This is a genomic window from Sporacetigenium mesophilum DSM 16796 (assembly GCF_059569055.1).
Map to the genome: position 1 here is coordinate 92,206 of NZ_JCANUR010000010.1, position 14,300 is coordinate 106,505.

12 protein-coding genes and 1 rRNA gene are annotated in these 14,300 nt (G+C 30.2%); 10 read left to right on the forward strand and 3 right to left on the reverse strand.

Annotated elements, in window-relative coordinates; translation table 11 throughout:
• Positions 1-17 precede the first annotated feature (17 nt).
• From BS62_RS09580 to BS62_RS09615, 8 genes are all read left to right on the forward strand, one after another.
• Positions 18-3,782 carry a phosphoribosylformylglycinamidine synthase gene (locus BS62_RS09580; RefSeq protein ID WP_496491044.1) on the forward strand — a complete coding sequence of 1,255 codons (3,765 nt, stop codon included), beginning with the start codon at positions 18-20 and terminating at the stop codon, positions 3,780-3,782.
• A 122-nt stretch (positions 3,783-3,904) separates the two neighbouring features.
• Positions 3,905-4,366, forward strand: coding sequence for a metallophosphoesterase family protein (locus BS62_RS09585; RefSeq protein ID WP_496491045.1), 462 nt, complete (start codon positions 3,905-3,907; stop codon positions 4,364-4,366).
• A 16-nt stretch (positions 4,367-4,382) separates the two neighbouring features.
• Positions 4,383-5,234 carry a DUF5685 family protein gene (locus BS62_RS09590; RefSeq protein ID WP_496491046.1) on the forward strand — a complete coding sequence of 284 codons (852 nt, stop codon included), beginning with the start codon at positions 4,383-4,385 and terminating at the stop codon, positions 5,232-5,234.
• Positions 5,209-5,661 (forward strand): tetratricopeptide repeat protein, encoded by a 453-nt coding sequence (locus BS62_RS09595; protein WP_496491047.1) that lies wholly within the window; start codon positions 5,209-5,211, stop codon positions 5,659-5,661. The genes BS62_RS09590 and BS62_RS09595 overlap by 26 nt, the downstream gene beginning before the upstream one ends.
• 10 nt (positions 5,662-5,671) lie before the next feature.
• Positions 5,672-6,160 (forward strand): hypothetical protein, encoded by a 489-nt coding sequence (locus BS62_RS09600; RefSeq protein ID WP_496491048.1) that lies wholly within the window; start codon positions 5,672-5,674, stop codon positions 6,158-6,160.
• Between the two features lie 204 nt (positions 6,161-6,364).
• Positions 6,365-6,847 (forward strand): NADH-quinone oxidoreductase subunit NuoE family protein, encoded by a 483-nt coding sequence (locus BS62_RS09605; RefSeq protein WP_496491049.1) that lies wholly within the window; start codon positions 6,365-6,367, stop codon positions 6,845-6,847.
• 23 nt (positions 6,848-6,870) lie between these two features.
• Positions 6,871-8,751, forward strand: coding sequence for an NADH-ubiquinone oxidoreductase-F iron-sulfur binding region domain-containing protein (locus BS62_RS09610; RefSeq protein WP_496491050.1), 1,881 nt, complete (start codon positions 6,871-6,873; stop codon positions 8,749-8,751).
• A gap of 20 nt (positions 8,752-8,771) precedes the next feature.
• Complete coding sequence (locus tag BS62_RS09615; RefSeq protein WP_496491051.1) at positions 8,772-10,532, forward strand: NADH-dependent [FeFe] hydrogenase, group A6; 1,761 nt, start codon at positions 8,772-8,774, stop codon at positions 10,530-10,532.
• Between the two features lie 30 nt (positions 10,533-10,562).
• Here the strand turns inward: BS62_RS09615 and BS62_RS09620 are convergent, their stop codons facing one another.
• Positions 10,563-11,291 (reverse strand): HAD family hydrolase, encoded by a 729-nt coding sequence (locus BS62_RS09620; RefSeq protein ID WP_496491052.1) that lies wholly within the window; start codon positions 11,289-11,291, stop codon positions 10,563-10,565.
• A gap of 147 nt (positions 11,292-11,438) precedes the next feature.
• Between BS62_RS09620 and BS62_RS09625 the strand changes: the two genes are divergently transcribed.
• The gene (locus tag BS62_RS09625; RefSeq protein ID WP_496491053.1) at positions 11,439-12,530 is read left to right on the forward strand and encodes a hypothetical protein; all 1,092 of its coding nucleotides are present in this window, start codon (positions 11,439-11,441) and stop codon (positions 12,528-12,530) included.
• 128 nt (positions 12,531-12,658) lie between these two features.
• Here the strand turns inward: BS62_RS09625 and BS62_RS09630 are convergent, their stop codons facing one another.
• Entirely contained in the window at positions 12,659-13,381 is a 723-nt protein-coding gene (locus tag BS62_RS09630) for a hypothetical protein (protein WP_496491054.1), read from the reverse strand.
• Between the two features lie 267 nt (positions 13,382-13,648).
• Entirely contained in the window at positions 13,649-13,846 is a 198-nt protein-coding gene (locus tag BS62_RS09635) for a hypothetical protein (RefSeq protein ID WP_496491055.1), read from the reverse strand.
• A gap of 204 nt (positions 13,847-14,050) precedes the next feature.
• Here BS62_RS09635 and BS62_RS09640 point away from each other — a divergent pair.
• A 16S ribosomal RNA gene (locus BS62_RS09640) occupies positions 14,051-14,300 on the forward strand; the annotation flags it as partial.

A 14,300-nucleotide genomic window follows, 5' to 3' on the forward strand; every position in this document is an offset into this window, starting at 1 on the left:
TAAGGCAGGTGGGGATAATGATTAATAATATAGTAAGAAGAATATTAATAGAAAAAAAACCTGGATTTGATGTTGAAGCAACTGGTCTATATAAAGATATAGCAGAGGGATTAAATATAAATAGCTTAACTAAAGTTAGAATTATAAATAGATATGACATTGAAGGTATATCAGATGAAGTATATAAAAAGGCAGCCATAACAATATTTTCGGAACCGAATGTAGACAATATATGTTATGAAGAAATGCAATTTGAAGATAATACTAAAGTGTTTGGAGTAGAATATCTTCCTGGCCAATATGATCAAAGAGGAGATTGGGCTTCTCAATGTATACAAATTGTAAACGATGGAGTACGACCTAATATAAATACAGCAAAGATAATAGTACTAAGTGGAGATATAACTGATGAAGAATTTAATAAAATAAAATCATATTGTATAAATCCAGTAGACTCTAAAGAAGCTAGCCTTCAAAAACCAGATACTTTAAAAATGAGAACAGATATACCAACAGAAGTTAAAATTTTAGATGGTTTTGTAGATTATACTGATGAAGAGTTACTAGATTTTATGAAATTAAATAATTTAGCTATGACATTTGATGACTTAAAGCATATTCAAAATTACTTTAATAATATAGAAAAAAGAAATCCTACTATAACAGAAATAAAAGTTGTAGATACTTATTGGTCGGATCATTGTCGTCACACTACATTTTTAACTAATATAAAAGATATAACAATAGAAAGTGGAAAATACAGTGATATAGTTAAACAAGCTTATGATATGTATATAAATTCAAGGGAATATGTATATGGTAATCAAGATAGAGATATATGCTTAATGGATATAGCTACTATGGCTATGAAAGAACTAAGAAAAAAAGGGTTATTAGAAGACTTAGATGTATCGGAAGAAATCAATGCCTGTAGTATAAATGTAGATGTTGAAATAGATGGGAAAATAGAAAAGTATCTAGTTATGTTTAAAAATGAAACACATAACCATCCAACAGAAATAGAACCTTTTGGAGGGGCAGCTACTTGTTTAGGTGGAGCGATAAGGGACCCATTATCAGGAAGAAGTTATGTATATCAAGCTATGCGTGTTACTGGTAGTGGAGATCCTAGAACATCTATAGAAGACACTTTACCGGGCAAGCTTATGCAAAAGAAAATAACAACAGGGGCTGCACATGGATATAGTTCATACGGGAATCAAATAGGACTTACTACGGGACAAGTTGCAGAAGTTTATGATGAGGGCTTTGTAGCAAAGAGAATGGAAATTGGAGCTGTTATAGCAGCAACTCCAAAAGAAAATGTTGTAAGAGAAGTTCCGTCTCAAGGCGATATTATAATATTATTAGGCGGAAAAACAGGAAGAGATGGATGTGGAGGAGCCACAGGTTCATCTAAAGAACATAGCGAAGAGTCAATACTTACTTGTTCTGCAGAAGTTCAAAAAGGAGATGCTCCAACGGAAAGAAAAATCCAAAGATTGTTTAGAAATAAAGAATTAGCGCAGATGATAAAAAGATGTAATGACTTTGGAGCTGGAGGAGTTTGCGTTGCTATAGGTGAAATAGCCGATAGTATTGACATAAATTTAAATTTAGTGCCTAAAAAATATAATGGGTTAGATGGAACTGAACTTGCTATATCAGAATCTCAAGAACGTATGGCTGTAGTTGTAAGTCCTAAAAATGCAGATAGATTTATAGAAATTTCAAAATCTGAAAATCTAGAAGCAACAGTTGTAGCGAAGGTTACAGACAATGGTAGAATGAGAATGTTTTGGAATGATAAAGCTATAGTAGATATAAGTAGAGAATTTTTGGATACTAATGGAATAAAACAAAGTACAGAGATTTCGGTAAAATCTCCTTCAGAAAATGTAAAATGTTTTAGAAATAAAGAATATGTTGATATAGAGGAAAATTGGATAAATACATTACAAGATTTAAATGTATGTTCTAAAAAAGGATTAGTAGAAAGATTTGATAGTACAATAGGTGGAAATACTGTATTAATGCCATTTGGAGGTAAGTATCAGGCCACTGAAGCACAGGGGATGGTTGCTAAAATACCTGTACTAAATGGAGAAACTAATACATCTACAATAATGACTTATGGATATAATCCTAAAATAGGGAAGTGGAGTCCTTTCCATGGAGCTATGTATGCAGTAGTTGAATCTGTATGCAAAATAGTGGCTATAGGCGGAGACTATAAAACAACAAGGTTAACACTACAAGAGTATTTTGAAAAATTAGGTAGTGATCCAGAGAAATGGGGTAAACCATTTAGTGCATTATTAGGTGCGTACTATGCCCAAAGTAAACTAGATATACCAGCTATAGGTGGGAAAGACAGTATGTCTGGTACATTTAAGGATATAGATGTTCCGCCTACATTAGTATCATTTGCAGTAAATATAGTAGATGCTAATAATGTTATATCCTCTGAATTTAAGAATGTAAACTCTAAAGTAGTATTAATCAGTACTGCAAAAAATGAAGATGAGACTTTGGATTTTGATGAATTAAAGAAAAACCTAGAAAAGATAAATCAAATGATAAAGGATAAAAATGTTTTATCGTCTTATGTAGTGACTAATGGTGGAATATGTGAGGCTATAAGCAAAATGGCTTTTGGAAATAAGATAGGATTTGAGTTTAATAAAATAAATAATACAGAAATATTTGAGGCTAAGTACGGATCTATAATATTGGAATTATCTAATGATGTAGATGTAGAAAAAGAGTTGTTAAATTATAACTACAAATTATTAGGTATAACTACTAGGGAAAACAATATAAAAGTTAACGATATTTCTATAAACATAGATGAAATTTATAAAAAATACTGCGAACCACTTGAGTCAATATTTCCAACAAAATCAACTGAATTAAAAGAAAAAATAGAAACTATAACATTTATGACTAAAAATAATAATTCATCAGGATTAAATTTAAGTTCTCCGAAGGTATTTATTCCAGCGTTCCCAGGGACTAACTGTGAGTATGATTGTGCTAGAGTCTTTGAAAAAGCAGGTGCAAAAACTAGTATACAAGTTTTTAAAAACTTAAATTATAAGGATATAGAGGATTCGATAGATACAATAGTAAAAGAAATAAATTCATCTCAAATAATAATGTTGCCAGGTGGATTTAGTGCAGGGGATGAACCTGATGGTTCAGGAAAATTCATAGCAACTATATTTAGAAATCCAAAGGTTTCTGATGCAGTTATGAACTTCTTAAAAAATAAAGATGGGTTAATGTTGGGTATATGTAATGGATTCCAAGCTCTTATAAAATTAGGATTACTTCCTTATGGGGAAATAAGAGATATAGATGAAAATTCTCCAACTCTAACCTACAATAAGATAGGAAGACATCAATCTAAAATAGTTCAAACTAGAATAGCTTCTAATTTATCTCCATGGCTTTCTAGTACCAATGTAGGGGATATACACAGTATAGCCATATCTCATGGAGAAGGAAGATTTGTATGTGAACAAGATGTGATGGATAAACTAATATCAAAAGGGCAAATAGCTACTCAATATGTAGATTTTGATGGAAATGCATCTTATGATATAGAAATTAATCCTAATGGTTCATTCTATGCTGTTGAGGGTATAACCAGCCTTGACGGAAGAATATTAGGTAAAATGGGTCATTCAGAAAGACTAGGGCAAAACGTTATAAAGAATATAATAGGAGAAAAAGATCAAAGAATATTTGAATGTGGAGTAAACTATTTTAAAAGCTAGGTTTTATAAACCTAGCTTTTTTAATTACAAGGATATTATAATTTATCTGGTTTATGGATAAATTAACTAATAAACTTGAGGGTCGCGAATTTTTTATTATAAATACTAAAGGATAATTAAATATGAAAAAAATAGGACTTATATCAGATACCCATGGATTATTAAGACAAGAAGCTATAGCAAATTTAAAAGGATGTGATTTGATTATTCACGCTGGGGATGTAGGGAAAAGAGAAGTTCTTGAAGAATTAAGAAATATATCAAATGTATTTGCAGTTAAGGGAAATTGTGACAAAGATGAAGAATTAGAGGATTTACCATTTAGTGAAATAATTAATATAAATAATACAAAAATTTATATTGTACATGATATAAAAACTATAGACATAGATTTAAAAAGAGAAGATATAAATATAGTTGTATATGGGCATTCTCATAAATACGATAAATATGAAAAAAATGATATACTATATATAAATCCAGGGGGAGCAGGTCGTAAAAGGTTTAAGTTACCTATTACCATGGCCATTCTAAATATAGAAAGCTGTAGTGAGTATCATGTTGAATTTATAAATATAGATTAAGAAGAAAGGGTATATTATGTTTGGTTATGTGAGAATAAATAAAATGGATTTAACGTTTAGCGAGTTTGATATATATAAGGGATATTACTGTGGACTTTGTAAAAGTTTAAAAGAAAATAGAGGAATAACATCAACTTTATCTCTAAATTACGATATAACATTTTTAATATTATTACTATCTTCATTATATAAAATAAAGCCAAATATGGTTAATGAACGGTGTTTAGCAAATCCACTTAGGAAAAAAATGAAAATAACAAATGAAATAACAGAATATGCAGCTGATATGAACATACTGCTAACATACTATAAATTAGAAGATAATGTTAAAGATGAAAAAAGATTTAGAGATAAAATAGTATATTATTTATATAGGTCTATATTTAAAAAATCACATAATAAATATACTGATAAGTCAAATAATATAAAGAATAGACTAAATGAACTTCATAGATTAGAAAAAAACAAAGTAAATAATATAGATGAGGTATCGAATGTATTTGGGGATATAATGGGTGAAATATTTACTTATAAGGAAGATGAGTATACTAATATACTTAAGAATATAGGTTTTAATATAGGAAAGTATGTATATGTTTTAGATGCTTATGAAGACTTAGAGAAAGATTATAGAAAAGGAAGATATAATCCATTTATTGGATACATAAATAATAAGGATGAACTTAAACTTAAGGTAGATAATTTAATGATGTATATATTAGGGTTTTTATCACAAGAAATAGATAAACTACATATAAAAAATAATATAAGCATTATAGATAATATAGTATACTCTGGAATGTATTTAAGGTATAAAAACATATTAAAAGGAAGTGATAAAGGTGTTAAACAACCATCAGTACAATGATTTTCGTGCTGTAAGAGATAGGATAAATAGAGGCGATTATAGAGGTGCCTATGAGGCTCTAAACTATGTTAACAATAGAAATGCTGAGTGGCATTATTTAATGGGTCTATGTTCTATGAATCTAGGATATTATGAACAAGGTGAGGACTATGTAAAAAGAGCACATTTTATGGATCCTAATAATCCAGAGTATACTACTAGATTTAATGATCTAAAAAATACACATAAAGCTTATAGAAGTAGATCAAATAATTACCATAGGAGTCGTAGAAATCATTACAATGACTTTGCTTGTTGTTGCTGCGCTGATTCGTGTTGTGACTGTTGTTGTTGCCCAGGTGATGATTGCTGTGATACATGTGGTAAATTATACTGTCTAGATTGCTTATGTGAATCATTTGGTGGGGACTTTATAGACTGTTGTTAGGAGAAAAGATATGAGTAAAAATATAGCTTATAGCGGCTTGTTATTGGCACTTAACATAGTACTTTTGATACTGTCCTTTGTCATACCTACTAATACCTTGTTTTTTATGGGATTGGCGTCACTTCCTATATCAATAGTTATAATAGAACAAGGGATTAAAAGTGGTATAGTCTTTTATATAGCATCTATTATATTGAGTTTTTTATTTATGCCAGATAAATTAAATTGGCTTTTCTATACTTTTACTTTTGGATTATATGGGATAATAAAGTATTTTATTGAAAGAGATAGAAATATATTTGTTGAATATATAGTAAAGCTAGCAATCTTTAATATAATAATAGGCATAGGACATTTCTTTATAAAAGAATTTATTAATATTCCTTTTAATATAATGACAGTATTACTTGGCCAATTAGTATTCCTTATATACGATTATTCTTATAGTTTAGCTATAAATTATTACTATGAAAAAATAAGAAAAAATATAATAAAATAAAATATTATAATCAATTAAGACTACTTTTAGGTAGTCTTTTTTTGTATTGTACTTTAGATAAAGTATCATTAAAGTTTATATAAATTAAAATCTAAACAATAACTATAAAAAATAAAATAATTCTAGAAACTGAATGAAAATAACAAATAAGATAATAATTTATTATGTGTAAATATAAATAGTAAGCTAAGAGGAGGGTGTATTATGACTGCTAAAAATGACTTTTTATGTGAAGAAAAGTTTAAAGAATTAGAATCATTTATAGATGGTTTAGAAGATAAAGAAGGTGCTTTGATAGAGTGTTTACATAAAGCGCAAAGTATATTCGGATATCTTCCTTTAGAAGTACAAAGATTTGTTGGAGCAAATTTAAGTGTTCCAACATCAAAGGTATATGGAGTTGTAAGTTTTTACTCATATTTTACTATGGTTCCAAGAGGAAAATATCAAGTATCTGTATGTACAGGTACTGCTTGTTATGTAAAGGGAGCACAAAAAGTAGTAGATGAGTTTAAGAGACATCTTAATATAGAAGTTGGCAAGGTAACTGAAGATGGAAGCTTTTCTCTTGATACAGTACGTTGTGTAGGGGCATGTGGATTAGCGCCAGTTGTTATGGTTAATGAAAAGGTTTATGGACATGTGACGCCTAAAGATGTTGCTGCCATTATAGGTGAGTATAAATAAAAATAAACATGGAGGTATAGGAAATGGCTAAGATAAAATCCTTTGAGGAACTTACTCAAGTTATAGATAAATGTAAGCCTTTACTAGCTTTAAGACATGAAAATAATGATGTAAAAGGTAATAAAAAACAATTACTAGTTTGTGGTGGAACAGGATGTCAAGCATCTAGGAGTAAAGAAATAATAGAAAAACTTAATGAACATATAAAAAATACTGGGATTTCTGATAGTGTTACAGTTGATCTAACAGGATGTTTTGGATTTTGTGCACAAGGTCCTATAGTTAAGGTTATGCCAGACGATGTATTTTATGTAAAGGTAAAGCCTGAAGATGTTAGTGAAATAATAAACGAACATATTATAAATAATAGGGTTATAGAAAGGCTTTTATTTGAAGAGCCAACTGAACATAAAAAGGTTCAAAAGCATCATGATATGTCTTTTTATAAAAAGCAAATGCGTATAGCATTAAGAAACTGCGGATTAATAAACCCTGAAAATATTGACGAATACTTGGGTAATGATGGATATAGGGCCCTAGGTCAAGTTTTAACAAATATGAGTCAAGAAGAATTAATAGATATTATTAAGAACTCTGGGCTTAGAGGTAGAGGTGGGGCAGGATTCCCAACAGGGCTAAAATGGGAGTTTGCATATAAAAATAAATCAGATAAGAAATATGTAGTTTGTAATGCAGATGAAGGAGATCCAGGAGCATTTATGGATAGGTCTATATTAGAGGGAGATCCGCATTCTATTATAGAAGCTATGGCTCTTTGTGGATATGCCATAGGGGCAGACGAAGGTAAAGTATATATACGTGCTGAATATCCACTAGCAATAAATCGTTTAAAAACAGCTATAAAACAAGCTAAGGAATATGGATTATTAGGTGAAAATATATTAGGAACAGGATTTAATTTTAAGATAGATATTAAATATGGAGCTGGAGCATTTGTTTGCGGCGAAGAAACTGCATTAATACACTCTATGGAAGGTGAAAGAGGGGAACCATCTAGTAAACCACCATTTCCAGCAGAAGAAGGATATAGAGGGAAACCTACAAATGTAAATAATGTAGAAACTCTAGCAAATATCCCTGAAATAATACTAAAAGGTGCAGAATGGTTTAAGTCTATAGGTACAGAAAAATCGTCAGGTACAAAGGTTTTTGCTCTAGCTGGTAAAATAAATAATATAGGTCTCGTAGAAGTACCTATGGGAACAACTTTAAGAGAAGTTATATTTGATATAGGTGGAGGAATACCAGATGGTAAGAAATTTAAAGCAGTACAAACAGGGGGGCCATCTGGAGGATGTTTAACAGAGAAAGATTTAGAGACACCAATAGATTTTGATACATTAGTATCTAAAGGTTCTATGATGGGATCAGGTGGGATGATAGTTATGGATGAAGATGACTGTATGCCAAGTGTTGCTAAGTTCTATCTAGAGTTTACAGAAGAAGAATCTTGTGGTAAATGTACTCCTTGTAGAATAGGTACTAGAAGGTTATCTAAAATGCTAGATAAGATAACAGAAGGTAATGGTACAATGGAAGATCTTAAGAAACTTAAAGATTTATCTCAAGTTATAATTAAGACATCTTTATGTGGACTAGGACAAACAGCTCCAAATCCAATATTATCTACTCTTAGAGAGTTTGAAGATGAATATATAGCTCATATTAGAGATCATAAGTGTCCAGCAGGACAATGTGCTAATTTTTTAAAGTATGAAATACTAGAGAATATGTGTATAGGATGTACAGCTTGTTCTAGAATATGCCCAACGGGTGCTATATCTGGAGAAGTGAAGAAAACTCACATTATAGGTCAAGATAAGTGTATAAAATGCGGTGCATGTATAGATAAGTGTAAGTTCTCAGCTATTACAAGAGGATAGTTTAAAGGAGGGAAATAGAGATGAAAAAATTTAAGGTAACCATAGATGGAAAACAAGTAAAAGTACCCATAGGTACAACTATATTAGATGCTGCAAAAGAAGTAGGAATAAATATACCAACTCTTTGTCATCTAAACTTACACAATATAAAGCTAGTTAATAACAGTGCTTCATGTAGAATATGTGTAGTACATGTTGAAGGAAGAAGAACGCTAGTACCAGCGTGTGCAACTGCAGTTCAGGATGATATGATTATAAAAACAAACACAATGGAAGTTATTAATGCAAGAAACACAGTTTTAGAATTATTGTTATCTAATCACCCAAAAGATTGCTTAACATGTTCTAAATCAGGAGAGTGTGAACTTCAATATCTATCACAACAACTTGGAGTAACACAGGTAAGATATGACGAAGGCGGAAGGATGGAATTTAGAAAAGAGTTCTCATCATCAATAATAAGAGATATGGAAAAGTGTATAATGTGTAGAAGATGTGAGACTATGTGTAATAAAGTTCAAACTGTAGGAGCGTTATCTGCTGTACGTAGAGGATTTGAGTCAGCAATTGCACCTGCATTTGAAGTGAATTTAGATGATTCAGTATGCGTTCATTGTGGACAATGTGTCTCTGTATGTCCTGTTGGTGCTTTAAGTGAAAATAGCCATATTATGAAAGCTATACAAGATTTAGCGGACCCAGAAAAGATTATTGTAGTTCAAACAGCTCCGGCAGTAAGAGCTGCTTTAGGTGAAGAATTTGATATGGAACCAGGAACTTTAGTAACTGGTAAGATGGTAGCCTCCCTAAGAAATTTAGGATTTGACTATGTATTTGATACAGATTTTGCTGCAGATGTAACAATAATGGAAGAGGGAGCAGAATTACTTGAAAGGTTAGATAAGTTTTTAAAAGGAGATGAAACTAAACTTCCTATATTAACATCTTGTTGCCCGGCATGGGTAAACTTCTTTGAAAGTCAATTTCCAGATTTATTAAATATACCATCAACAGCAAGATCTCCACAACAAATGTTTGGGTCTATTGCTAAAACTTATTTTGCTCAAAAACTAAATATAGATAGAGAAAAAATGGTAGTTGTATCTATAATGCCATGTTTGGCTAAAAAATTTGAATGTTCAAGAGAGGAATTTTCAGTGGATGGAAATCCTGATGTGGATTATTCTATATCAACTAGAGAATTAGCTCAGTTAATAAAAATGGCTAATATAAATTTCCGTGAATTGGAAGATGAAGATTTTGATAAGCCACTTGGAGAGTCAACTGGTGCCGCTGTTATATTTGGTCAAACAGGCGGGGTTGCTGAAGCTGCATTAAGAACAGCATATGAAGTATATACGGGTAAAAGCTTAAAAAAGGTTGAATTTGAATCGGTAAGAGGCTTAGAAGGTATAAGAGTTTCAACTGTGGATTTTGGAGATTTACAAATAAATGTAGGAATATCTCATGGTCTAGGAAATGCAAGAACATTATTAGAAGAAATAAGAAGTGGAAATCCTCGTAATTTACATGTTATAGAAATAATGGCATGTCCAGGCGGGTGTGTAGGTGGTGGAGGTCAACCATTCTACAATAATAATATAGATATAGTTGCTAAACGTAGAGATGCGATATTGAGAGAAGATGATAATAAGCATATAAGAAAATCACATGAAAATCCAGCGGTAATAGAGTTATATGAAACATTTTTAGGAAAACCTATGAGTGAAAAAGCTCATCATTTACTTCATACATCATATTCTCCTAAGGATAAACTATAAAAATAAAGGTGTGTATGTTACACACCTTTTTTATATATCATATATACTTATATTTGTAGGTAATTCATATATTATATCTTTTCTTTCAACTATGATTTTAGCAGTATTAGATATAATAGGATCGTTATTGATGTTTGTAAGTAGTTCTTTTGTAGGATTTATAGCAACAGGGTTTCCTACTCTTCTTAACATATTTATATCTCCATTTGTATCTCCGTAAGCATATGAATTAGATAAATCTATATTATATTTTTCTATAAATTTATCAATTGCCTTATTTTTACTTTCAGAATCCCACATTGGAATAACTGTGCCATTAAATACTCCATTCTCAAGTATATACTGGCTTCCTATACGATCTGTTACATTGTATTTTTGTGCCATTTTGTTTACTAAGAAGTCTGGACTTCCAGATATAAATATAACTATATGACCTTGATCTTTATGCCATTGTATTTGAGATCTGGTATATTTATACACTCTATCTGCTCTTAATTTTATAACTTGCTCGCTAGTGAATTCTATACAAGATGTGTCTAGTCCCATAATAGATTTTATATATAGGTCGCATATTTCAAGAAGATAGTCATCGTAATTCCCTTGTCTTTTATCCCAATTTAAAAATGTATCTTTAGCATGTTCGTGCCATAGCTTAGGATCGATTATTTCATACCTTATCAATTTTTTAAAATGCTCTACCATGAGGGAATCTCTGTACAATGTTCCGTCTATATCAAAAAATGCTGCTGTTTGTTTCATATTAAAATCACCTCAGATTAATAGTTTAATACATTATATTATAAATTTATCCAATTTTGTTAATATATATCATATTAATATATAATTATTTTGAGATAAATTTGATAGTATATTAATATAGTATGTACAGATAAAGGAAGTGGTACAATGAAATTTAGATATGCAAAAATAACTAATTCTAGATTAATGGGAAGTATGGGACTTATAATATCTTGGGATAAAGATGAACATATATATAACCAATATTTTTTATTAGATGCTGAAGGCCTGGGAATAGCTGATTACGTTAGCTTAGAAAATGTTGATGAACATAAATTTTATATGGAACAAGAAAGGTTGATGGGGGGACTTGGATCAGATAGAATTTATATATCTAAAGAAGAGGCGTTATTTTTAGTCAATCAATTTGGAAATAAAACAATTATGTATAATAAGGAATTGCCAGGTGAAATAGATGAATATATGTATATTATAGAAGAATATAAATCGGATATAACATTTGAACATATATTTCCCAAGATGTGCAAATTAATTGAGAACGACATAGAATTTATAAATTATATGACTATGAGGTTTATAGCAAGAGACAGAGAAGTCTTAAGATATTTTTGTGTTAATGAAGATATAGCCAATATGCATATAACCAATATTAATGGAGTGTTATTAAAGAATAAGGTTATATCGAAAGAAAATAATAAATATATATGTGAAGCTATGTATGAAGATAATGACGGATACTATAAATGCAAACTGGCGTTTAACATAGATATAATAGATGGAGAATATAAAATAAGATCTTTAATTGTTGTTGATAGAGAATATATAGATCATATATATGTTTTAGATGAAATGATAAAAAACGAATATCTAGTTGTCTACAATGTAAATAGTCAAAATTATTTTTCAGAAAAATTTTATAGTGACAATCCATTTGCTCTTAAAAGTAACTTAGAAAATGGGGTGCTATTTACTAGATTTAATTTTAATAATAACCATGTAAAGAAAGATACATATTTAATTAGTGATGATATAAAGGCTCTTTATTATGTAATAAATAATAAATTATTAGTCGCTTGTTATAATGAAAGAGATAGAATATATACAGATAAAATATTAAACACTAAATATAAAGACTATATAAAAAAAGAAAATGAATATTTGTTCAAAGGAAGCATTTTATATGAATTTGTAGAATCTGAAGAAAATGATTTTTATAATTTTATAGACAAAAACTTATAAAGCCGTGATTAATATCACGGCTTTATATATTGGTATTTATAATATTGGGGGAATATTATGAAGAATACATAACTTATTATTAACCAATATTATAAATATATACACTTATATAGAAACTTTTTTAAAATTTACATTTCTTCTTCGTCTTGTTCTTCCATATTTATGTTTGGCATCATATTCATATTTTGAGGCATCATATTCATATTCTGCATATTCGATGGCATTCCAAATGGTGCTCCACATGAACAAGGCATGCAGTTAAACCATGCAGGGTTTAAAGCCATCATATTATATAACATAGAAGGATGCATAAAAGGTTGCATCATAAAAGGATTTCCCATAGGTTGTTGCATCATCATTTCGTTCATATCCATATTAGGCATAGGCGGCATTTGCATACCGGGCATCTGCATATTCATATTAGGCATAGGCGTTTGCATACCAGGCATTTGCATATTCATGTTTGGAGCCATATTCATGTTAGGCATAGGCGCTTGCATGCCAGGCATTTGCATATTCATGTTTGGAGCCATATCCATATTAGGCATAGGCATTTGCATACCAGGCATCTGCATATTCACATGCTGAGTCATATTAGGCATAGGCATTTGTCCAGGCATTGGTTGCATCATGTAAGGATTCATATACATCATATAAGGATTCATCATCATATTATGCATTACCGCGTCATCCATATTCATATCCACATCTTGGTGTGTATCCATATCCATCATAGGATTCATCATATTATACATCATAGGATTTATATAAGGCATTGGATACATGTAATTATTATCACTGTACATATTATTATTATTATTGCAATTCATGTACTTTTTATCATACTTCATATTAATATTACCTCCCAAAAAAATTTAAGTACTTATGCAAAGCCTTTATAATATATATATTAATTTAGGAGATATTATGTGCATGTTTTTATGTAATTTTAATGCATTTTGCGACTTTGTATAAAAGATAAGTAAATATCTTATTAATAAATTAACCGACTTGTTATAACAAGTCGGTTTTTATTTGTTTTAGTTATAGAAAATGAATATTTCTCGGGAAATATGTCTACTGAAATGGAAATTTAATATAGAGTGTCAAAAACCATATTATTTTGAAGTATTATGTGTATCATTTTCTACAGGTGCATCATAAAAATGAGCTGGGTCTATATAGTCTACATCTTTTTTCATATCAAGAGGCATAACTGAAGAGTCTCTTAATTCTCTTGACCAATCTTTATATTGATCGACATCTATAGTTTTTTCTAATTGAATACCAGCATTTTTAGCTTTTAAATGTTTCATTTTAAAACCTCCTAAGAATTATTTATATATATTATTTGTAGAATTGTTTTTTGTATCCTATAAAAAAATGAAAAAAACTATTGACGTAATATATTACACATGATATATTAATACTTGTCCTTAAGAAAAGGGCAAAACATTGAACTTTGAAAATTAAACAGTAGGTCAATTAACACACCATTTATAATAAAGTAATGCCAAGTTTATCATGAGAGTTTGATCCTGGCTCAGGATGAACGCTGGCGGCGTGCCTAACACATGCAAGTCGAGCGAGGACTTCGGTCCTAGCGGCGGACGGGGGAGTAACGCGTGGGTAATCTGCCTCATACACACGGATAACATACCGAAAGGTATGCTAATACGAGATAACATTAAGAAATGGCATCATTTCTTAATCAAAGAATTTCGGTATGAGATGAGCCCGCGTCCCATTAGCTAGTTGGTAAGGTAAAAG

What these genes read in the sequence shown, in the direction of transcription:
- BS62_RS09580 (WP_496491044.1), top strand. Translation starts at nt 18, where the DNA reads ATGATTAATAATATAGTAAGAAGAATATTAATAGAAAAAAAACCTGGA.
- BS62_RS09585 (WP_496491045.1), top strand. Translation starts at nt 3,905, where the DNA reads ATGAAAAAAATAGGACTTATATCAGATACCCATGGATTATTAAGACAA.
- BS62_RS09590 (WP_496491046.1), top strand. Translation starts at nt 4,383, where the DNA reads ATGTTTGGTTATGTGAGAATAAATAAAATGGATTTAACGTTTAGCGAG.
- BS62_RS09600 (WP_496491048.1), top strand. Translation starts at nt 5,672, where the DNA reads ATGAGTAAAAATATAGCTTATAGCGGCTTGTTATTGGCACTTAACATA.
- BS62_RS09605 (WP_496491049.1), top strand. Translation starts at nt 6,365, where the DNA reads ATGACTGCTAAAAATGACTTTTTATGTGAAGAAAAGTTTAAAGAATTA.
- BS62_RS09610 (WP_496491050.1), top strand. Translation starts at nt 6,871, where the DNA reads ATGGCTAAGATAAAATCCTTTGAGGAACTTACTCAAGTTATAGATAAA.
- BS62_RS09615 (WP_496491051.1), top strand. Translation starts at nt 8,772, where the DNA reads ATGAAAAAATTTAAGGTAACCATAGATGGAAAACAAGTAAAAGTACCC.
- BS62_RS09620 (WP_496491052.1), bottom strand. Translation starts at nt 11,291, where the DNA reads ATGAAACAAACAGCAGCATTTTTTGATATAGACGGAACATTGTACAGA.
- BS62_RS09625 (WP_496491053.1), top strand. Translation starts at nt 11,439, where the DNA reads ATGAAATTTAGATATGCAAAAATAACTAATTCTAGATTAATGGGAAGT.
- BS62_RS09630 (WP_496491054.1), bottom strand. Translation starts at nt 13,381, where the DNA reads ATGAAGTATGATAAAAAGTACATGAATTGCAATAATAATAATAATATG.
- BS62_RS09635 (WP_496491055.1), bottom strand. Translation starts at nt 13,846, where the DNA reads ATGAAACATTTAAAAGCTAAAAATGCTGGTATTCAATTAGAAAAAACT.